The 17,164-nt window shown below is 50.0% G+C and carries 28 protein-coding genes; 14 read left to right on the top strand and 14 right to left on the bottom strand.

Features of this window, described 5'->3' with window-relative positions; genetic code table 11:
• Positions 1 to 14: 14 nt before the first annotated feature.
• The 13 genes from F566_RS0120845 to F566_RS36985 form a co-directional block, all read right to left on the bottom strand.
• Entirely contained in the window at positions 15 to 608 is a 594-nt protein-coding gene (locus F566_RS0120845) for a 3'-5' exonuclease (protein WP_020408972.1), read from the bottom strand.
• The gene (locus F566_RS0120840) at positions 605 to 2,329 is read right to left on the bottom strand and encodes an ATP-binding protein (protein WP_020408971.1); all 1,725 of its coding nucleotides are present in this window, start codon (positions 2,327 to 2,329) and stop codon (positions 605 to 607) included. The genes F566_RS0120845 and F566_RS0120840 overlap by 4 nt, the downstream gene beginning before the upstream one ends.
• Positions 2,326 to 2,529 carry a hypothetical protein gene (locus tag F566_RS0120835; RefSeq protein WP_020408970.1) on the bottom strand — a complete coding sequence of 68 codons (204 nt, stop codon included), beginning with the start codon at positions 2,527 to 2,529 and terminating at the stop codon, positions 2,326 to 2,328. Before F566_RS0120835 ends, F566_RS0120840 begins: the two co-directional genes overlap by 4 nt.
• 1 nt (position 2,530) lies before the next feature.
• Positions 2,531 to 2,740: a hypothetical protein gene (locus F566_RS0120830; RefSeq protein WP_020408969.1), complete on the bottom strand. Its 210-nt coding sequence runs from the start codon at positions 2,738 to 2,740 to the stop codon at positions 2,531 to 2,533.
• Between the two features lie 54 nt (positions 2,741 to 2,794).
• Entirely contained in the window at positions 2,795 to 3,247 is a 453-nt protein-coding gene (locus F566_RS33655) for a hypothetical protein (RefSeq protein WP_020408968.1), read from the bottom strand.
• 2 nt (positions 3,248 to 3,249) lie between these two features.
• Entirely contained in the window at positions 3,250 to 3,564 is a 315-nt protein-coding gene (locus F566_RS0120820) for a hypothetical protein (RefSeq protein ID WP_020408967.1), read from the bottom strand.
• Positions 3,561 to 4,481, bottom strand: a complete 921-nt coding sequence (locus F566_RS0120815; protein WP_020408966.1) for a recombinase RecT — start codon at positions 4,479 to 4,481, stop codon at positions 3,561 to 3,563. The genes F566_RS0120820 and F566_RS0120815 overlap by 4 nt, the downstream gene beginning before the upstream one ends.
• A gap of 14 nt (positions 4,482 to 4,495) precedes the next feature.
• Positions 4,496 to 5,308, bottom strand: coding sequence for a RecB family exonuclease (locus F566_RS0120810; RefSeq protein ID WP_026180178.1), 813 nt, complete (start codon positions 5,306 to 5,308; stop codon positions 4,496 to 4,498).
• A 175-nt stretch (positions 5,309 to 5,483) separates the two neighbouring features.
• Positions 5,484 to 5,648 (bottom strand): hypothetical protein, encoded by a 165-nt coding sequence (locus F566_RS36990; protein ID WP_020408963.1) that lies wholly within the window; start codon positions 5,646 to 5,648, stop codon positions 5,484 to 5,486.
• 5 nt (positions 5,649 to 5,653) lie between these two features.
• Complete coding sequence (locus tag F566_RS0120795) at positions 5,654 to 6,517, bottom strand: prohibitin family protein (RefSeq protein ID WP_020408962.1); 864 nt, start codon at positions 6,515 to 6,517, stop codon at positions 5,654 to 5,656.
• A gap of 64 nt (positions 6,518 to 6,581) precedes the next feature.
• The gene (locus F566_RS0120790) at positions 6,582 to 6,815 is read right to left on the bottom strand and encodes a hypothetical protein (protein WP_020408961.1); all 234 of its coding nucleotides are present in this window, start codon (positions 6,813 to 6,815) and stop codon (positions 6,582 to 6,584) included.
• 12 nt (positions 6,816 to 6,827) lie between these two features.
• On the bottom strand, positions 6,828 to 7,142 hold the full coding sequence (locus F566_RS0120785; RefSeq protein ID WP_020408960.1) for a hypothetical protein: 315 nt from the start codon (positions 7,140 to 7,142) through the stop codon (positions 6,828 to 6,830).
• Complete coding sequence (locus tag F566_RS36985) at positions 7,139 to 7,294, bottom strand: hypothetical protein (RefSeq protein WP_020408959.1); 156 nt, start codon at positions 7,292 to 7,294, stop codon at positions 7,139 to 7,141. Before F566_RS36985 ends, F566_RS0120785 begins: the two co-directional genes overlap by 4 nt.
• A gap of 174 nt (positions 7,295 to 7,468) precedes the next feature.
• On the opposite strand from F566_RS36985, the gene F566_RS35705 reads away from it, so the two are divergent.
• The 3 genes from F566_RS35705 (at position 7,469) to F566_RS36980 (ending at position 8,820) form a co-directional block, all read left to right on the top strand.
• Positions 7,469 to 8,158, top strand: coding sequence for a sterol desaturase family protein (locus F566_RS35705; protein ID WP_020408958.1), 690 nt, complete (start codon positions 7,469 to 7,471; stop codon positions 8,156 to 8,158).
• A 91-nt stretch (positions 8,159 to 8,249) separates the two neighbouring features.
• Positions 8,250 to 8,618, top strand: coding sequence for a hypothetical protein (locus tag F566_RS0120770; protein WP_020408957.1), 369 nt, complete (start codon positions 8,250 to 8,252; stop codon positions 8,616 to 8,618).
• Positions 8,619 to 8,643: 25 nt separating this feature from the next.
• Entirely contained in the window at positions 8,644 to 8,820 is a 177-nt protein-coding gene (locus tag F566_RS36980) for a hypothetical protein (protein WP_020408956.1), read from the top strand.
• Positions 8,821 to 8,826: 6 nt separating this feature from the next.
• Here the strand turns inward: F566_RS36980 and F566_RS37390 are convergent, their stop codons facing one another.
• Positions 8,827 to 9,510, bottom strand: a complete 684-nt coding sequence (locus F566_RS37390; protein WP_020408955.1) for a LexA family protein — start codon at positions 9,508 to 9,510, stop codon at positions 8,827 to 8,829.
• A 51-nt stretch (positions 9,511 to 9,561) separates the two neighbouring features.
• On the opposite strand from F566_RS37390, the gene F566_RS33640 reads away from it, so the two are divergent.
• The 11 genes from F566_RS33640 to F566_RS36970 all read left to right on the top strand — a co-directional run bounded on the left by F566_RS33640 (position 9,562) and on the right by F566_RS36970 (position 17,160).
• Complete coding sequence (locus F566_RS33640; protein WP_020408954.1) at positions 9,562 to 9,792, top strand: hypothetical protein; 231 nt, start codon at positions 9,562 to 9,564, stop codon at positions 9,790 to 9,792.
• Positions 9,793 to 9,862: 70 nt separating this feature from the next.
• Positions 9,863 to 10,279, top strand: a complete 417-nt coding sequence (locus F566_RS0120750; RefSeq protein ID WP_020408953.1) for a hypothetical protein — start codon at positions 9,863 to 9,865, stop codon at positions 10,277 to 10,279.
• Positions 10,280 to 10,629: 350 nt separating this feature from the next.
• On the top strand, positions 10,630 to 10,773 hold the full coding sequence (locus F566_RS36975) for a hypothetical protein (protein WP_020408952.1): 144 nt from the start codon (positions 10,630 to 10,632) through the stop codon (positions 10,771 to 10,773).
• The gene (locus F566_RS0120740; protein WP_157496959.1) at positions 10,770 to 11,069 is read left to right on the top strand and encodes a hypothetical protein; all 300 of its coding nucleotides are present in this window, start codon (positions 10,770 to 10,772) and stop codon (positions 11,067 to 11,069) included. Before F566_RS36975 ends, F566_RS0120740 begins: the two co-directional genes overlap by 4 nt.
• Entirely contained in the window at positions 11,066 to 11,923 is an 858-nt protein-coding gene (locus F566_RS35695) for an MmcB family DNA repair protein (protein ID WP_020408950.1), read from the top strand. Before F566_RS0120740 ends, F566_RS35695 begins: the two co-directional genes overlap by 4 nt.
• On the top strand, positions 11,886 to 14,423 hold the full coding sequence (locus F566_RS0120730) for a DNA methyltransferase (protein WP_211210691.1): 2,538 nt from the start codon (positions 11,886 to 11,888) through the stop codon (positions 14,421 to 14,423). The genes F566_RS35695 and F566_RS0120730 overlap by 38 nt, the downstream gene beginning before the upstream one ends.
• A gap of 6 nt (positions 14,424 to 14,429) precedes the next feature.
• Complete coding sequence (locus F566_RS35690) at positions 14,430 to 15,218, top strand: hypothetical protein (protein ID WP_020408948.1); 789 nt, start codon at positions 14,430 to 14,432, stop codon at positions 15,216 to 15,218.
• The gene (locus tag F566_RS33625; protein WP_020408947.1) at positions 15,199 to 15,960 is read left to right on the top strand and encodes an ATP-binding protein; all 762 of its coding nucleotides are present in this window, start codon (positions 15,199 to 15,201) and stop codon (positions 15,958 to 15,960) included. The genes F566_RS35690 and F566_RS33625 overlap by 20 nt, the downstream gene beginning before the upstream one ends.
• Positions 15,957 to 16,616, top strand: coding sequence for a hypothetical protein (locus F566_RS0120715; protein WP_020408946.1), 660 nt, complete (start codon positions 15,957 to 15,959; stop codon positions 16,614 to 16,616). The genes F566_RS33625 and F566_RS0120715 overlap by 4 nt, the downstream gene beginning before the upstream one ends.
• Positions 16,613 to 17,005, top strand: a complete 393-nt coding sequence (locus F566_RS0120710) for a VRR-NUC domain-containing protein (protein ID WP_020408945.1) — start codon at positions 16,613 to 16,615, stop codon at positions 17,003 to 17,005. Before F566_RS0120715 ends, F566_RS0120710 begins: the two co-directional genes overlap by 4 nt.
• A complete protein-coding gene (locus F566_RS36970; protein WP_020408944.1) occupies positions 17,002 to 17,160 on the top strand; it encodes a hypothetical protein in 159 nt (52 codons plus the stop codon). The genes F566_RS0120710 and F566_RS36970 overlap by 4 nt, the downstream gene beginning before the upstream one ends.
• Positions 17,161 to 17,164 lie beyond the last annotated feature (4 nt).

Raw genomic sequence — 17,164 nt, 5'->3', positions numbered from 1 at the left:
CCTGCTGGGACTGGTTAAGCAGCTTTCTTCAGGTGATCCTGAATCCCGAAATAGACCTCAAGGCACCCCATCGCATCCGGCAGCGCGCTGTGAGCGTTCTGGAGTTCATTCCCGGTGAAGAACCGGTAGGCTTCCTCCAGCTTTGGTGGCTTGAACCCATAGCGATTCTTTGGCGTCAGTTGCATGATCGGCTTGGCCATCAACATCGAGCATTCATGGCTATCTTTGTCTGCCCATGCTTCGGTTACCGCCTCCGTGCTGTAGCGCTTACAGGCAATCCGGACGATCCGCTGGTCAAACGTTCGATTGTGAGCCACACGGAGATGGCCACCCCAGAGCGAAAGCAGCTGGTTTAGTGCCTCATCTTCTGGGATGCCCTCATCCATGGCCTGCTCATTTGTGATCCCATGAACGTCGATAGTTTCTTGTGGGATGGTCCAACCATCTGGCTTGATGATCAGATCCAAGGTTTTAATGATCTTCCTGCTGTCCAGGTCGGCCAGAACGGCACCCAGTTGAACAATATGGGGCTGGTGCTCAGCACCTGATGGCGATTTCCAGTCTGGGATTCCAGTTGTTTCGGTGTCATACGCAAAAATGCATCTCATGCTGCTTGTTGCTCCTGTTTTTGAGTAGTTAGGACGCCGCCTTCAATCCAGAAAGAGGACATAACGCCCTCGATGGTGGCGGTCGGTTTCTTGAGAGTTCCCAGGACAATTGCGGAGTCGATCTGCCCAGATCCTGCTATGTCGGCCAGCCAATTAATCAGGCTTGAGCGTAGTGATGGGTGGAGAACGTCGAATCTGTCGATCACCAGGAACTTGAGCCCGCTCACATGACTAAATGCTTCGGCGATCAGGACATCGACACGCCATTGCTCGGACTCAGAAAGCAGATGGTAGAGTCTGCCGTCTGCGGTGATGCTCATATCGGCGTGAATACGTGGCGTCATCCACTCGGTACCTGCTGCTGAAACCTTCAGACGATCATTTATTGGCTTGATTGCCTCCCCAAGGATCTCGCTCGGGATGCCATCAGGTGCCAGAGCATCAGCAATTTCACTCCAGGCTTTCACCAATTCGTGGCTTTCAGCAGCTCGACGGTTGGCATTGACCGCCAGTTCATACTCCAGCTTTTCTGCCCTTGCAGCTTTCAGATCCTCGTGAAGCAGATCATGTTCCTCCATCAGAGCAGAAGCCTCAGCATCCAAGGCTGCGATCTGTTCGTCCGTCACTACTTCTATTCTGGGTCGATTACTCAGCTCATCCTGGGCGCGCTTTGATCGGTCCAATTCCAGGGATAGCTCATTTGCCAGTTCGTATGCTCTTTCAGCTTCCTGTTTCAGTTCCTCGTATTCAGCCAGTACGGCTGGATCTACATCTGCAGGATCCTGGTAAGCAACCAAGCTATCTGATACATGGGCGACCTTGCCTTGGCAGTGAGGGCATTCAAGGATGGTTAGATCATCCCCGGTCATGACCTTTCTTTTCAGGGTGTTCAGGTCAGACGCACACTTTGAGCTCCTTTTGTGCGCTGCAAGATATTGGGTATGAATGGTCTCATACTGATCGGCAATTTCTTGGAGCTTGCTCACTATGGCCTGCTCATCCTGTGCCTGGAGTTTCAAGCCCTGCAATCCGCCAATCTTTCTACCCTTCTCCCCCACCTCATGGAGAACTACGGCCATTCGGTTCTCCATCTGTTCCAGGCGGTCTTCATCGACCGCAGCGGGACACTCACGCTCCCACCCCTCAGCCTTCTGGCTCCCGTATGTCTCACCGGTGACAGATTTCCACGCCCCCCGAGCTTCGCTGGCTTTATCCTTGGCTTCTTTGTGGGCTTCAGGGAAGCCAGATCTCAACAAGGGGATTACGTAGGCTGCCAGTTTCATGTCACAACCACGCTGCTCCATGCGCTCTTTGATGTTGTTGGTGTCTGGATTCACACCGGTTATCTCAAATAGAGATGTCCGCCGCTCATCTGCACTGGCACCAGCAAAACTGGCGGGATTGATAACGTAACTGATGGCCGGGTTATCGAATACAGAACCGTGAACACCTTTTAGTGATGGCACTTCAATAGTGCTTTTCTCACCATTGATAGTGACCTCTGCAGATCCCTTTTTGGCCCCATCCTTCACCAGTTGCTTAGCCTCTTTCTTTTTATCGATGCGAGGCATGAAGCCAGTGAGCGCGCTCCGGATGGCGTTCTGAAAACATGACTTACCGGCACCGTTGGGACCGGCAAACACAGTGATAGGCGATACCAACTCTACATCTACGCGCTGGATGCCCAGGAAATTCTCGACTTTGATGTGAGATATTTTCATCCTTCCACCCTTGGTCTGATCCGTTCGCACAACACTCCCCCAGTCCGACCGGTGACCTTTACTACCGGTTCACCATGTCCCAGTTCCCAGGCTTCAGATCTGAGGTAGCACTCTTCGGCTTGCCCGAAATCGTTATCGAAATAGACAGGCTGTCCCTCGTGGAACTTCTCGTTGAACTCATCTGCGGTTAGCTTCTTCATATCAAGCAGCCTTCCCACGCTTCAGTGCCAGGTATTCGGTTTCGCTAACCTCAGAAACCACTCGAATTTCATCACCACGCTTTTTGTCCTCGTGGTAACGCTTCTGGGCTGCTATAAAGCGATCTCGATTCCAGACACGGTGATGGGTGATAACTGGACTATGACGCCCGGTCGGGTCAATCAGCTTCAAATAAAAATCCGTAGTGATCATTTATTTCTCCTGTAGAAAAAGCCCCCTCCACACAATCAAAGGGGGAATCGTGGCTTACGCTGCTTCGTCATCCAGTTCGAGATCATGCTGATCTGGATCTGCTTGAATCTGATCCATCCCCCCAAGTACTGCATCAGGGGTTGCCATCACTATCAGGCAAGGCTGAGCGGCTGATTCGTATAATTCCTGAAGGGCGTCTGACTGATTTGTCCTATCGACGATCAAAACCGCTTTGATTTTGTCTTTGATCTGAACGCTCTCCAGCACCCCTGACACCTTCATGCATCCATTCGATGAGATCAGGGCGATAGCTTTACCTGCAGCTTCTGTAACACGCTCCCTAACGCGGTCGATCACATCCCCTTGCTCAAATTCGGGAAGCTTTTGCCACACATCTGGCATGGCTTTCATTTCATCCAGAACAATGGCCATCAGGTCATGGCCAAGCCACTCAATTGCATTGAGCTGGGTCTGTTCTGTTTGTGTGGTTTCTTCTGTATCGCTCATCTTCAACTCCAGGTTTTAGGGTTGTGCTGCCCGGTCCTGACTCCGGACAACACAACTGGCTTACTTAAAGAACCTTTTAATATGCTTGAGTACGGTTGTTGATCAGTCACATCCGCGAGTTTTAGATCACACTTAACATTGAGGTGTATCAGCAAACAGGATCCGGTCTCCTGCGCCAGGGCCTTATCGGTTACTGCACGATCTGCAGGTGCAGCACTGCTTCTGCTTGTCCACTGCCCCTGGTACTCCGAGCGTGACAAGATGTGGACTATTGGAAATTCCAGCCCGAGCAGAACGGCCAGAATCATGATGATCATTCGATATCCCCCATCAGATGCTTGGTGGTCATTTTTCCGGGTTTAGCGACGGTCTCGGTAGCTGCCGGCTGGGCATCCCGCTCAGCCTGTTCTGGGGCAGCTCCGCTCGAATCCTTTCTATCGCTGGGGCTGGGGTTATTTGGTGAAGGGGCGCTTTCTGCTGGCTCAGCCTCTGGTGGCTCGTTGTCTAGGATTACGAATTCGCCATTGATATACTCAGATCCTCTGCCCTCAGTGGCTGCGGTATCTATCTCCATGGCAGCGGTGAGTTCGACAGATTTCGGCATGTACTTCAGAACCTGCATGAGTGGCACTTTCCGGGCATACATCTCGAAATTTTTATAGCTGTAGTGTTTACCGCCGACTTTGTTGTGTTTGTCGCGATGCTTAACGACTTTATTCACTGACCAGACTTCTATGATCGGCCACTCTGCCCCCTTTACGCGCCCGATGGCATATACATGGGTAAGCATGCTTTCGTCGTTCTCATCGCCTGGCTTGTGGCGCACATACGGGGAGTCACCAAGCTGGTAATCGAACTGATCGCCTTGGAATACCGCACCCGTCCAGACCGTCCCCCTGCCAGATCGGCTCACCAGATCCACATAGCCTTTCCAGCCAGGGACCAAGGTACATGTGCCTTTGTATGGCACCAGATAGGCTTGCCCGTCTACACCTGGTTCAAGCCCCAGCTGGGAGGCGACAACAATGGAGGAAAATATGGATTTGGGATTACACAGCGCGAGATCTTTGCTCTGGCTGAAACAAGTCATTGCCAGTCTTGCCATGCGATCAGGATTCAGATGTTTTGGTAGTGCAGCAGCAAGTTGGCCTTTATGTGCCGTAAAGTAGTGGTTCAGAGTAGCCAGTGGATTGTTGCCCCCTGGCTGCTTTAATTCGGAAAGTTGAGTTGCCATTTAACGCTCCAGTGCTACTGATCTTTAAACTTGCAGGTTGACCATCTGGCGCAGTACTTCTCATCGCACAGATAGCTGGATGGGTTAGGTGGAAATAGGCCGGTTCTGAAGTACTCCTTTGCGTACTCAATCAGGCCGTGTGATGAATCGGTCCCTATCAGGGTTTCTTTGGCGCCATGAATCTCGCCGGTACCGATATCGGGAGAACCAGATGTCTTCAATCCGATAATCTCCCCGGGTTCAGTTACCTGCTTGCCGGATGTGTGTTCATACAACAGCTCATAGGTGCCTAACTGAGCCTTGAAACCCTTGGTCTTTGCCTTGCCCTGCTGGACCGAGGCCTTACCAGTTTTCAGGTCACTGATACCGATACCGTTGGTTGTCTTCCTGATCCGTGACCTGTCCAGAGTGCCCGTTAACTGAATCTGGATACCGTGGCCGCAATCGATCACAAGTGGAACGGTCTCCATCTCGACCGCTTCAAACTGGTAATTCGGCGATACTTCCAGGCAATACCTTGTGTGGAGAGTCAGCCCGATGCGCTCAGCATCCCGGATCCGGATATCAGAGGTGGACCAGTCGACGTCCTTTCCTGGATCACGCAGCGTTTCAACGAAAATCCCAGCAGTGTCATCTGGTGTTAGGTCGAAGTGGTTCACCCTGGCGTCATCGAATGCGGCTGTACTGGCGTGAATCGCTGTACCAAGCAACGCCCGAGGGCTGTACGGCTTCCACATGCCTAATAGGTGCTCTCCCTCCCATTTGTGGGCACAGTCAAAGAGAGAACCCCAGGAACTTGCGCGAATGCGAAATGGATCAGACATCATGCAGCTCCATTCGGCTGTGGCGACACAACGCGAGGTCTAGCTGGCAGGCGTACAACATTGCTTTTTTCAACAATGCAGTAATGCCCATCTTTGAATTCCAGGTCACATTTCTGTGAACTAGCGAACTTGGCAAGATCAGATACCGTTACCCAATCTGGCATTGATACTTTTTGCATCATTCACCCTCCGGTTTAACGAACTCTTTACACTGCTCTGACATTGGCTGGTTCTCGCAGAAGGACTCCCATGAGCTTTTGCTGTGCTGATAGTCCTGCTCAGTGATCCAACCTGCGGCCAGTGAAGCCAAGAGCCAGATAATTGCTACACCGACCGTTTTCATGGGGTTTACTCTGGCTGGGGCATCTGAAGAATCAGACCACTGTCTCCAGTAATCATCCTGGGCTGAGCTCCGTCCCACTTCTGGGCAAGCGTTAGCTGGACTATCAACGGGTTGTCACGCAGCGCCTGAGCCTTGGCCTCGATAGCAGCGGCCTCAGCTTCACCTTTCACTTTCAGGGCGTATGCGTCAGCATCTCCCCGTTCGCGGGTGGCCTTCGCCTCAGCTTCTGCGGTTTTTACCGTTTGTTGCGCGGTGGTTTCGAATCGGTCGAGCTTGTGTTTCTCTGCATCCGCCAGATTCTTTTCTGTTTGCTTGGTCTCAATCGAAGCCAAGTACTTTTTAGGCAGGCCTATGTTGTCAATTTGCACGGAATCCAGCGTTACCGGGAAATTTGACATCGTGGTATTGAGGGCGACGGCGATATCGTGGATGACCTTTGCCCGGTTAATGATCAGCTCTTCAGCAGTGAATTTGCTGATGGCTGATTTAGTGGCGGACTTCATCCGGGTATCCAGAATCCTGTCCTCAAACTGATCCAGCCCGCCATAGTCAACAAACAAGTCAAAGGCGCTGGCCTTATTGACAGTCCAGTTCACGCTAACAACAGCATCCACCGGCATCTGCTCACTGGTAGCAGCTGGAAGGCGCTCGGTGCTCTTACGTGTCCGGACCTCGATAATCTCAACCGAATCAGCTATGGGCATTTTGAGGTGCAGACCTGGTGGTACCTGCTCCTTAGCTTCGCCGAAACGCTTAACGATCCCTACGTGGCCTTCATCAACTGTGTAGAAAGTGGCCCATAACAGACACAGCCCGATAATCACCCCAAGTGATGTGGCTCCCCATTTAACGATTTGCTTTGTAGTCATTCTCTTCTCCTGTATTAAAAAGACCCCCGACTGCAAACTGGGGGGATTCACCGCCAATGAAATACTAGTTATTTGAAATGGCGCTCCACTCTTTTGCGCCGTCATAATCGTTACCGCCTACGGATTCCCAGGTATTGCCCGTCTCATCGATAGCGATGCATCCTGGCACCCAGGCATGAGGGTCACGAAGTTCATTCATCCACCCTTCAGCGGTACCGTTAAAGAAAACGACCACGCCACCTTTTCCTGTCATGCCGTGCCGCTCTCTAAACTCATTTGCCAAATGCCTCATATTCATACTCAGTTCCTTTTAGAAGGCTTGCTCGACCAGCGAAGCCGGAAATGCTTCCAAGGCCTCTTTGATCAATCTGAAACTTGCCTGTTTGATGAGCTCTGTAACGCCAGTGGTGTACTGGGTGGGAGAGATCACCCCCTTGAGCAGGTTGTCCAGATACTCATGCAAACCGGGCTCGTTGTTTTGGTATATCAGCGACCGGGTAATAACGGTGTCGTTAACCACTGTTCTCCCGGTTTCGAACATCTCCAGGTAATGCCCCCAGACCACTTGGTCTACATATGCCTGATTTGCTCGGTCTTGCTGGTATTCCATGGTGCTGGTGCTCATGAAAACCTCTTCAAATAGCGCTGGAGGGTGTCTAGTTCGGCTTGGTAATACTGCTGAGCCAGTCCACTTGTATTTTTTGTTTTCTCGATCTGGGCGATCAGTTTGTCCCGTTTTTTTCTTGCGTAGTCTTGGGCGCTCATCTTGGGAATCACGGTCCATCTCCTTTTCCGGGCATCGGTGGGTGCCACACGACGAACTATCACTTACCTTTAGTTATTCATGTCGCTAACAATTCGTAACCGTTAGCAATATGATAAACATACGTTAGCGTTATGATAACACTTCGTCAATAGCATTTTGCTAATATCAATAAAATGGAGACTCAAATGCTTGGATATCTGTGCATTTTTCAAGTGGCTTTTTTTGTGTTTTTTGTGGTTTTGGAGAGAATTAAGGGGATAAGAAAGATTGATAGAGCTGATGGTTATGCAAAAATTTGGATGTTGGTAAACACCTTTGCATTGGTTTGGGCAAACTTATGGGTGACTCTTTATCTCGATTTATTGAACCCAGTTCAGTTTAATTGGCAGGATGGAATTGTATTTTACTTGGTGTACTCGTTCACAAATTACTGGGTACATAGGGTAAAACATAGTAATCGCTGGTTCTGGAAATACATCCACCGCTTTCACCACTCCCCCTCCCACATGGAAACCTCAGTCGCCTTCTATAAGCACCCGATAGAGTACGCTGCAAACACTTTTGTCATTGTCAGTCTGGCGGTGATGATGGATGCATCTATAGATACCATAGTTATGGCCTTGGTCATCGAGGGCTGCTTAGAATGCTACCACCACAGCAATATTCGAACCCCGGATCGTGTCCGTTGGATCGGCTATATCATCCAAACCCCTGAAATGCATCTAGTTCATCATGAGTACGGGCGACACCGGTATAACTACGTGGCATTCCTATGGGATACAGTGTTTGGCACAGTCAACCTAGGATATGACTGGAATGGCCGATTGGGATTTGCAGACAGCCACAACTCGGAACGATATTTAATGTTACGTTAGCTTGACTTTGTTTTATCTATGGAGATACTGAAAACGGACTAGGCCACTTGAGTGGCCACCCGTAAAATAAATACATCAAGGATAAGCAGACATGGGGTTAGCACTAAAGGAATCTTTCCTGTCTTTTGAGACAACCGCCGAACTTGATCAAGCTCTACATTCCTATATCGAGCAGTACACCAAACGGAAGTCATTTAGGACTTTGACTGCTGAGATCAAGAAATTTGTCATAGATCAGTTTGAGGAATCAGACCTCAAAGATCGATGCACAGCAGAGGAATATCAAGCCTTTATCAAAGAATGTACGCCCTCGCGGGCATACCTACAGCAATATGTTGATGGTAGGGCGATATGTTTCCGCTACACCAACACACTTGCCAATTTCTTTAACGTTAGGTTCACAATCGCCAGCTACAACCCAGCAGTTGATGCACGCCAACGGATAAAGACAAGGAAATAATAAATACCTGCACGGAAGTGGATGAATGAACTCTGATAAGAGAGCCCTGATAGCATTGCCATTTGCTGAAGGGGTCACGGTCATTAAACACGGCAAGGAAGTCTGGGTTGATTATGACCTGGAATACTTGCGGGAACAGGAACAGAAAGGGAAGTCGACGTTTAACAGGGAGGAATTACAGGAGTTTATCAAAAATCTATGAGGGCACCTATTTGATGGTGCCCCTTGTTTGCCTTATAACGCCAACGACCTCACCATCACCGAGTTCGACAGGCTTATAGGAATCATTCAGCGGGGCAAGAATGATGTCTGCCCCATCTTGTTTATATTCACGAATCAGTGCTTTGTTATTCACGACAGCGAGAACGATTGAGAGGTGTTTTGGCTCAATTGCTGGTTCTACGAATACGATAGTCCCATCGAAAATACCCATTCCGGACCTGGGCAACATGGAATCACCAAAGAACTGAGTAGCGAACACGCCTTCAGTCAATTTGCTGGCGAAAAAGAACTCGTGCCGGCTGGGCTCTATATTTTCCCTGTTTAATACATCGTTAAAGTCATAGAAGGGAACTGCCACTACCTCCTCTACTTCTACCTTGCTCGCTCCACCATCACCGTGGCCTGAATCCATCCAGCCTTTAGGGAGCTCCAAGTTGCTCTCAATTTTTCTGGCCAACTGGCCTCCGACATTTCTCCCACCCTTCTCGGACGTGATCTGTCTCAAATATCCCTCACTGACATCAGCCTTTCGGGCCAAACCGGCAGCACCGCCATGCAGATTATATAGGTGCAGCAGATTCTTTAATCTCGTTTCGTGAATAGTTGCCAAGGTCCGTTCATCCCTACCCGGTTTTGAGTTAGCAAAATGATAATGTTTCTTGCGGGCCATTTGAATTTGCCTTATGCTTATTAGCGAAATGCTAACACTGAGCAAAATTAAATGAATGTGAAAAGTTGGTTTTCATCTGCAACAGATATCGAACGGGCAAAGGTGGCCGCTCTGGCTGATACATCCGTGAACTATCTAAAGCAATTAGCTGGCTATCACCGGAATCCGTCCCGGCATTTGGCAGAACGACTTGAAGCAGCGACAAAGGAGGTAACTCCAGATCGCGTTGTATCGAAGTATGAAGCTGTGTTTCCGGAGCTGGATGAGAGTGATGCTGCATAAAAATAACCACCTGTTTAATCGGGTGTTTTTTTTATATCTCTTTTTCAACAGTCAATAGGAGTCAATTGAGATGACTGCAGTTGCCGAACAAGGAAGATTACCCCTAGTCGTACGCCCTCAAATCATAGAGGCCGTGGGAGATGATGTTATTGACCGCCTGCCAGATATGCAGTCTGCACTGGTTTTGGCGATCACTGCAAGCGGGCTTCAGGAAAAGCAGATTCACCTGGAACTGAAAATTGCCGCAGCACAATGGACAAGGATTAAAAGTGGTCAAGCTCACTTCCCCCAAAACCTACTCTGCGAGTTCATGGATATAGTCGGGAATGAGATCCCACTTAGATGGCTCGCCATGCACCGAGGTTACGGACTGGTCCGCCTCCGAACCGAAGTAGAAGCCGAAAACGAAACTCTTAGAGCTCAGAACGCCGCCCTGCAGGAGAAGCTCGCACACTTCGAGGAATTTTTAACCATCACCAAGCGGTGATTTAGGAAAGTTTGTTCCATGCCTGATGTTCGCCCTGTCTCAGGGCGCTTTTTGAAGTTTCCTGGATGAACCGCCAGAGAGGGCACCAGGAAGCTTCACAAAGCGAGTATGCAAACCCCCAGCCAACGGTGGGAAACATTGGCAGCCAGAACCGACTACTAAGTGCATCGGCGATCTGGTCGGAAAAGCCACGAGACGGTTAGTCCCCTGGGATTCAGGGGCATGAATTCAATAGGAAGCCTGGGAGTGCAGCTTGCTGCTTGCCTTCGGAGGATATCCACCCCGAGAACAGGGCACGAATTTACAAGCCGATGATGAGGCTACTCAGCTATAGATCAGAGGATCCGATTATGCACATAACAATACAAATCGCCTCGATAGCTTTACTGACCGGGCTGGGTTGCCTGGCAGTTATCACAACCACTCTGTCATGGATGATCATCAAACCATTTTCTATAACGCTCAACAGCGTATTTGAACTCAAGGGGGAATGATGTTCAAACAGCCAATTGAGGAACGCATAGAACGTTTCCTGACAGCCTTCCCAGGCGCAAAGAGAATCCCACTTAACCAGCCTGATATCAATGCCTTCCATGACTCTGAGCTGGGGCAAACCTACCTTCCTGTAGTTCAGATTGGTCAGATCGATCGGTCTATAGACCTGACTCAGATTGAGCGGGTGGAGTGTGCTACATGCAAGGCGGCACCTGGATGGCTTTATCAGAACGATGATGAGCATTTCTATCGTTGTGTGAGTTGCCAGCGGGCGGCAATGGCTGGTGCAGCATGAAATGGAAGCATGACGACCTGTTGAATGATCTCGCTGAACATCTGAACACACCAGAAAAGATGGTGTGGCGCGATATGCAGATGGGGCCATCCGGGAGTAAGCGCCCCGACGTCTATGTTATGCGGAAAAGCTATTCCAACCCCAAACCCCTATCTTATGAGATTAAGGTGTCCGTGTCTGACTACCGGTCTGACGTTACCAGTGGCAAATGGCAGAGCTATCTGAAATTCAGTTGTGGTGTGTATTTCTGCGTTCCCCAAGGGCTGATTTCAAAACAAGATCTGCCAGCTGCCTGCGGTCTAATGATCCGTGGTGAAAACGGCTGGAAGAGCCTCAAAGCACCAGTCTTGAACCCATGCACTCTACCTCAAGACACAATGCTCAAGCTTCTCATCGATGGTATTGAGCGAGCGGATTCAAAACATCGAACCAAGGCAATCAACACCTACCTACTAAACTGTAAGGTCCGCGAACACTTTGGCGAGGATGTCGCACAGACAATTACTGATCTGGTCGCTGCGAGAGCCAACCTAAGAGACATCCAGTCTGAGGTTGATTCAATCCTTAATGGAGCAAAACAGCGAGCGGACATTCTCTTAAAGAGCGCCAATGAATCTGCCGAACGCAGCAAGAAAGAGCTTTCTGATGGCATCAAGAGATTGTGCACTGCATTAGGATTGCCTGAAGAGAATCACAACGAGTACAGCCTTCTACGCGCCCTCCGACTTACTGAGAACCGCATCAATGTTGATTCAAGAGTACGCACTTGTAAAACGATTGTAACTCAGCTCAAGGACAGCCTCAGATGGGCAGAGAATGAGCTCCGTCCAATTGTTGAGAATGAAGGTCGTTGAAATGGGCGCATACATCGACTTCATTAAGCGGAAAATTAAGCTGGCGGTTTCAACCGGCTTCGATATCTCCCCTGCAGATGTTAATCCAATTCTGAAGCCCCACCAGAAAGCCATGGTGGTCTGGGCTGTTAAGGGGGGATGTCGCGCACTATTCGCTAAGTTTGGTCTCGGTAAAACCGTTGTACAGCTGGAAGTACTTCGGCTGCTGTTAGTGTGTCTCGGGGGCGGAAAGGCTCTGATATGTGCCCCTTTAGGTGTCCGTCAGGAGTTCAAGCGCGATGCTGCAATGCTAGGAATTAAGATCAGGTTTATCCAATCCGATAAAGAAATCGACGGCGATGGAATCTATCTGACCAATTATGAAAGTATCCGGGAAGGAAAACTCAACCCTACCTTGTTTGATGCTGCCAGCCTGGATGAGGCATCTATCCTGCGATCATACGGATCGAAGACTTACCAGGAATTCTTGCCGCTCTTTGATGGCGTCAGGTTCAAGTACGTTGCAACCGCGACACCCAGCCCGAACAGGTATAAAGAGCTTATCCATTACGCTGGTTTCCTGGGGATCATGGACACTGGCCAGGCCCTTACCCGGTTCTTCCAGCGTGATAGCACCAAGGCTAACAATCTAACCATATACCCACACAAAGAAGAGGAATTCTGGCTCTGGATCAGCAGCTGGGCACTCTTCATTGATCGACCTTCGGATCTCGGCTTTTCAGACGATGGGTATGTGCTGCCAGAACTGAAAGTCATCTATCACGAGGTGAAGACAGACCATTCTGATGCCGGTACTGATAAGTGGGGCCAGCATGAGATGTTCAAAGATGCGGCTTTGAGTCTCCAAGATGCTGCCAGGGAGAAGCGAGACACCCTCCCCCTCCGAGTTGCGAAAATGTCCGAGATACTCGAGCAGGATCCTGATAGCCATTTTGTCCTATGGCATGACCAAGAATCTGAGCGTCACGCGATAAACAAAGCGGTACCGGGTTGTAAGGATGTTTACGGGAACCTCGATTTAGATGAGAGGGAACAACGCATCATCGACTTCCAGGATGGCAAGTACAAATACCTGTCTACAAAACCGGTTATTGCCGGATCCGGCTGTAACTTCCAGCGCCATTGCCACAAGGAAATATTTGTCGGCATTGGCTTCAAGTTCAACGACTTCATTCAGGCGGTTCACCGGATCTATCGATTCCTACAGACCCACACCTGTGAGGTCCACATCATTTACGCCGACTCCGAGCGGGAGATCCTCCGGATACTCTTGGAGAAATGGCGCAATCACGATGAGATGGTGGAGAAGATGACAGCCATTGTTAAAAAGTACGGCCTGAGCAATTTGGAGATGGCCGAGACTCTGAAACGCACTATCGGTGTCGAGCGAGTAGAAGTAAGTGGGGAGCGGTATCTGGCAGCAAATAATGATTGCGTCCAGGAAGCCCAGTCAATGGAAACCAATTCTGTCGACCTGGTTATTACCAGTATTCCGTTTGCCAACCATTACGAATACACGCCCAGTTATAACGATTTCGGCCACACAGAGAACAATGATCATTTCTGGGAGCAGATGGATTACCTCACGCCGGAACTGTTGAGGGTTTTGAATCCTGGTCGACTGTATTGCTGCCACGTTAAAGACCGGATCCTGTTTGGCAATGTTACAGGCGCTGGTGCCCCAACTGTTTCCCCCTTTCATGCAGAAGCCATATTTCATGCACAGAAGCATGGTTTTGACTACATGGGGATGATCACCGTTGTTACCGATGTTGTACGGGAAAACAACCAGACTTACCGGCTGGGGTGGTCAGAGCAATGCAAGGACGGCACAAAGATGGGTGTAGGTTCGCCCGAGTATGTTTTGTTGTTCAGGAAGCCTCAGACAAACAGAACCAAGGGCTACGCAGATGTCCCAGTCACCAAAGAAAAGGCCGATTACTCCAGGGCACGCTGGCAGGTGGATGCACATGCTTTCTGGCGCTCCAGTGGCAACCGTCTTCTGGACCCTGAAGAGATGGCCGGCTACGGGCCAGACAAACTGGCAAAGATCTTCACCGAGTTTAGTCTGCACAACATTTACGACTACCAGCACCACGTAAGAGTCGGCGAGGCTCTCGATGCCCGTGGAGCCCTCCCTTCCAGTTTCATGAGCCTGGCGCCAGGCAGTCATTCTGATGACGTTTGGCACGACGTAAACAGGATGCGAACTCTTAACGGTAAGCAGACCCAGAAGGGCCTACAAAACCACGTGTGCCCCCTACAGCTGGATATAGTCGAGCGACTGATAACCAGATACAGCAACCCTGATGAGACCGTCTATGACCCCTTTGGGGGGCTGATGACTGTACCGTATATGGCGGTAAAACTCGGGCGCTTAGGTCGTGCTAGCGAATTGAATTCAGATTATTTCTTTGACGGTGTTCAGTACCTGAAACAGGCCGAGATAGAACACCAGACCCCCACCCTGTTCGACTTTGAAGAGAATGACGCAGCGTAGGAGCTTATGGCAGGCGATTGGATAAAACTCGATCACACGACACCAGACAAGCCAGAGGTTTTTAAAATGGCAGAATTGCTGGATATCGATCCGGATGCGGTATCTGGGAAGCTACTCCGGATATGGATTTGGGCTGATCAACAGACCATAGACGGTAACGCAAAAAACGTTACAAAGGCATTACTCGACCGTATCACAGCCGTTACCGGATTCGCTGATGCGATGTTACAAGTCGGCTGGTTGAGCGAATCAGGCGACGGAATGGTGTTCCCAGACTTTGGAAAACACAACGGAAACGGAGCAAAAAAACGAGCTGAGAGTAATAGGAGGGTTGCAAAACACAGGAATAAAGTTCAGTCAGAACAACAACCTAAAGACGTGAAACGCGAATGTAACGCAAAAACCGTTACAAAAAGCGTTACCAGAGAAGAGAAGAGAAGAGAAGATAGTAAAGATAAAGATATATTGTCCGCCGAACCGGCAGCCCCCAAAAAGCCCAAGAGAAAATCAGCTCTCCCTCCCGGTTTTGAAATTACTGACGAAATGCGCCTTTGGGCTCAACAGCAGGTGCCTGGAATCAATCTCGATCATGAGACCGAGAACTTCAAAGATCACCACCAAGCTAAACGCAGTTTGTTTGTTGACTGGGTAGCTGCATGGCGTACCTGGATGCGAAATGCGGTCAAGTTTAATCGGGGTGGACCGCCCCCACTTCGAAGCCCCCACACCAACTTCAACGAAATCGATCACTTTAACGGCTTAGAGGATAACGGCGATGGATCATACAGATTCTAATCCTGATACAGGCACAACTGAAACCAGAACATGTCCCCGGCACGGTGAATACGAATCCGTTTACTACGCCCTTGGCAACGGCACCTGGTCTGAATGCCCCGAGTGCGTTCAATCGCTCAGCATGCAAAACGAATTCAGAGAGCAGCAACTGAAAGTCGACATCGAGGGCTGGCTCGAACGAGCGGACATTCCGCTCAGATTCAAGGACGCAACATTTGAAAACTACGTCTGCCGGTCAGAAAGGCAGCGTGCGATCTGCGAGCAAACGAAATCCTACGCTGAGAACATCCGGAAGCATCGAAAAACCGGCACCAGCATGATCATGACCGGGGACGTAGGTACTGGTAAAACCCACCTTGCCATCGCAGTCGCAAAATACGCCATCACTCAACAGCATGTTGCTGCCAAATACACAGGCCTCGAAAAGCTTCTACTCAGGGTTAAGTCAACTTTCGGAAAGGGCTCGAGTGAAAGCCAGATCGGAATCATTAACGAGATGCGGAGCTACAGTCTGCTGATCATCGATGAGATCGGTGTCCAGCATAAAACCGATTTCGAACGGCAGGTGATGTTCGATGTCGTTAATGCGCGGTACGAGGATATGAAGCCGACGATTCTGATATCCAACCTGGACATCCACACAATTACCGAATGCATCGGTGATCGGGTGGTCGACAGATTGCGCGAGAATGGCGGAATCTCACTGGTGTTCAAATGGGATAGCCACAGGAGGGCCTCATGAGCGACGTGATTGCTTTCACCAGCCGGTCGGTCAAAACCCTTGCTGATGGAACGTTGAGGCTAAGTATCGATATAGAGCCCAATGATGCGAAAGCTGCCTTTGAGCTTTTTGGCATGCCTGGCGTTGCTGGTGCTGTATGCCGACTCACACAGCAAGCGGCTCAGCAGAACATGCAACAGAAAGCCATTTCCCAAGGTGGTCAGTACGGTGAGATGGCCAAGCTGCTTAAGCTCAAAGGCTTCTTTAGGGTCTTGGACGTATGGAGGGCGATTGGTCCAGACAGCCATTTCACAGCCTGGATACGCAACCAGAAGTGTTGCTTCTCCGGAGTGTATGGAACAGATCAAGATCCTGTACAAGTCGCCCACGTCCGCCGCGTGGCAAATGGATCTGGTACCGGAATCAAACCACCCTACTCATCCATCCCATTACTTGCGAGCAATCATGCCAAACAGCACCAGCAAGGCGAGTCCGCACTCGGTGGCAAAGAGTGGTTCGATAAGCAGCGTATCGAACACGTCGAGCGCTGGGCCTGGGAAACTCTAAAAAACACTCTCGGTTATCAGAGTATGGCGGATGTGCCACCAAAGGAGCTCAAGCTATGGGCTCAGAAGCATGACGTGTTGAGATTTGTGCCAGCGGGGTATGTCGAATGAGGTATCAGATTCCCTCAGAGCACGAAGAGCAAAAAGCACTTGTCCAGTGGGCTGATTGTCAGCGAATACCTCAAGGCCTTATCGGTGACTTTCTATTCTCAGTTCCAAATGGTGGAGATAGACACCGGATTGTGGCTGCGAAACTCAAGGCCGAAGGCGTCCGCAAGGGCGTCCCTGACCTGATGCTTGCTCTACCGCTCGGAGGCTATGCAGGTTTGTTTATCGAAATGAAGCGCCGGAAGGGTGGCAAGTTGTATAGCCATCAGCAGCAGTGGATCACCCGCCTGAAGAAGGTTGGTTACAAGGTTGTGGTATGTGCCGGTTGGGATGCTGCCCGGATCGCAATTATCCAATATCTGCAGACTGGGAAGGAAAGGAGTGCAGCATGACCCCACTGCAAGAATCCCATTCTTTGCTGGAAGCTGAGAATTTAAAGCTACGGGAACAGCTGATGAAGATGACCCAGTTGAATGCTGACCTTCAGGAACGACTTAGGGTTGCCAATCAAACCATTCAAAGAGTGAGAGAGGGCTTGAACGGGTGAGAAT

The organism is Hahella ganghwensis DSM 17046, from assembly GCF_000376785.1.
Classification (GTDB): Bacteria; Pseudomonadota; Gammaproteobacteria; order Pseudomonadales; family Oleiphilaceae; genus Hahella; species Hahella ganghwensis.
Note: the sequence above shows the minus strand (reverse complement) of the source record. Positions and strands in the feature narration are given on the sequence as shown.

Coding starts and splice junctions, on each gene's coding strand:
- F566_RS0120830 (WP_020408969.1), bottom strand. CDS start 2,740: ATGATCACTACGGATTTTTATTTGAAGCTGATTGACCCGACCGGGCGT.
- F566_RS0120845 (WP_020408972.1), bottom strand. CDS start 608: ATGAGATGCATTTTTGCGTATGACACCGAAACAACTGGAATCCCAGAC.
- F566_RS0120750 (WP_020408953.1), top strand. CDS start 9,863: ATGACTGCAGTTGCCGAACAAGGAAGATTACCCCTAGTCGTACGCCCT.
- F566_RS0120770 (WP_020408957.1), top strand. CDS start 8,250: ATGGGGTTAGCACTAAAGGAATCTTTCCTGTCTTTTGAGACAACCGCC.
- F566_RS33655 (WP_020408968.1), bottom strand. CDS start 3,247: ATGAGCGATACAGAAGAAACCACACAAACAGAACAGACCCAGCTCAAT.
- F566_RS35690 (WP_020408948.1), top strand. CDS start 14,430: ATGGCAGGCGATTGGATAAAACTCGATCACACGACACCAGACAAGCCA.
- F566_RS0120820 (WP_020408967.1), bottom strand. CDS start 3,564: ATGATCATCATGATTCTGGCCGTTCTGCTCGGGCTGGAATTTCCAATA.
- F566_RS35695 (WP_020408950.1), top strand. CDS start 11,066: ATGAAATGGAAGCATGACGACCTGTTGAATGATCTCGCTGAACATCTG.
- F566_RS0120810 (WP_026180178.1), bottom strand. CDS start 5,308: ATGATGTCTGATCCATTTCGCATTCGCGCAAGTTCCTGGGGTTCTCTC.
- F566_RS0120815 (WP_020408966.1), bottom strand. CDS start 4,481: ATGGCAACTCAACTTTCCGAATTAAAGCAGCCAGGGGGCAACAATCCA.
- F566_RS0120730 (WP_211210691.1), top strand. CDS start 11,886: ATGAGCTCCGTCCAATTGTTGAGAATGAAGGTCGTTGAAATGGGCGCA.
- F566_RS33640 (WP_020408954.1), top strand. CDS start 9,562: ATGAATGTGAAAAGTTGGTTTTCATCTGCAACAGATATCGAACGGGCA.
- F566_RS36975 (WP_020408952.1), top strand. CDS start 10,630: ATGCACATAACAATACAAATCGCCTCGATAGCTTTACTGACCGGGCTG.
- F566_RS35705 (WP_020408958.1), top strand. CDS start 7,469: ATGCTTGGATATCTGTGCATTTTTCAAGTGGCTTTTTTTGTGTTTTTT.
- F566_RS33625 (WP_020408947.1), top strand. CDS start 15,199: ATGGATCATACAGATTCTAATCCTGATACAGGCACAACTGAAACCAGA.
- F566_RS0120835 (WP_020408970.1), bottom strand. CDS start 2,529: ATGAAGAAGCTAACCGCAGATGAGTTCAACGAGAAGTTCCACGAGGGA.
- F566_RS37390 (WP_020408955.1), bottom strand. CDS start 9,510: ATGGCCCGCAAGAAACATTATCATTTTGCTAACTCAAAACCGGGTAGG.
- F566_RS0120795 (WP_020408962.1), bottom strand. CDS start 6,517: ATGACTACAAAGCAAATCGTTAAATGGGGAGCCACATCACTTGGGGTG.
- F566_RS36990 (WP_020408963.1), bottom strand. CDS start 5,648: ATGAAAACGGTCGGTGTAGCAATTATCTGGCTCTTGGCTTCACTGGCC.
- F566_RS36970 (WP_020408944.1), top strand. CDS start 17,002: ATGACCCCACTGCAAGAATCCCATTCTTTGCTGGAAGCTGAGAATTTA.
- F566_RS0120840 (WP_020408971.1), bottom strand. CDS start 2,329: ATGAAAATATCTCACATCAAAGTCGAGAATTTCCTGGGCATCCAGCGC.
- F566_RS0120790 (WP_020408961.1), bottom strand. CDS start 6,815: ATGAATATGAGGCATTTGGCAAATGAGTTTAGAGAGCGGCACGGCATG.
- F566_RS0120740 (WP_157496959.1), top strand. CDS start 10,770: ATGATGTTCAAACAGCCAATTGAGGAACGCATAGAACGTTTCCTGACA.
- F566_RS36980 (WP_020408956.1), top strand. CDS start 8,644: ATGAACTCTGATAAGAGAGCCCTGATAGCATTGCCATTTGCTGAAGGG.
- F566_RS0120785 (WP_020408960.1), bottom strand. CDS start 7,142: ATGAGCACCAGCACCATGGAATACCAGCAAGACCGAGCAAATCAGGCA.
- F566_RS0120710 (WP_020408945.1), top strand. CDS start 16,613: ATGAGGTATCAGATTCCCTCAGAGCACGAAGAGCAAAAAGCACTTGTC.
- F566_RS0120715 (WP_020408946.1), top strand. CDS start 15,957: ATGAGCGACGTGATTGCTTTCACCAGCCGGTCGGTCAAAACCCTTGCT.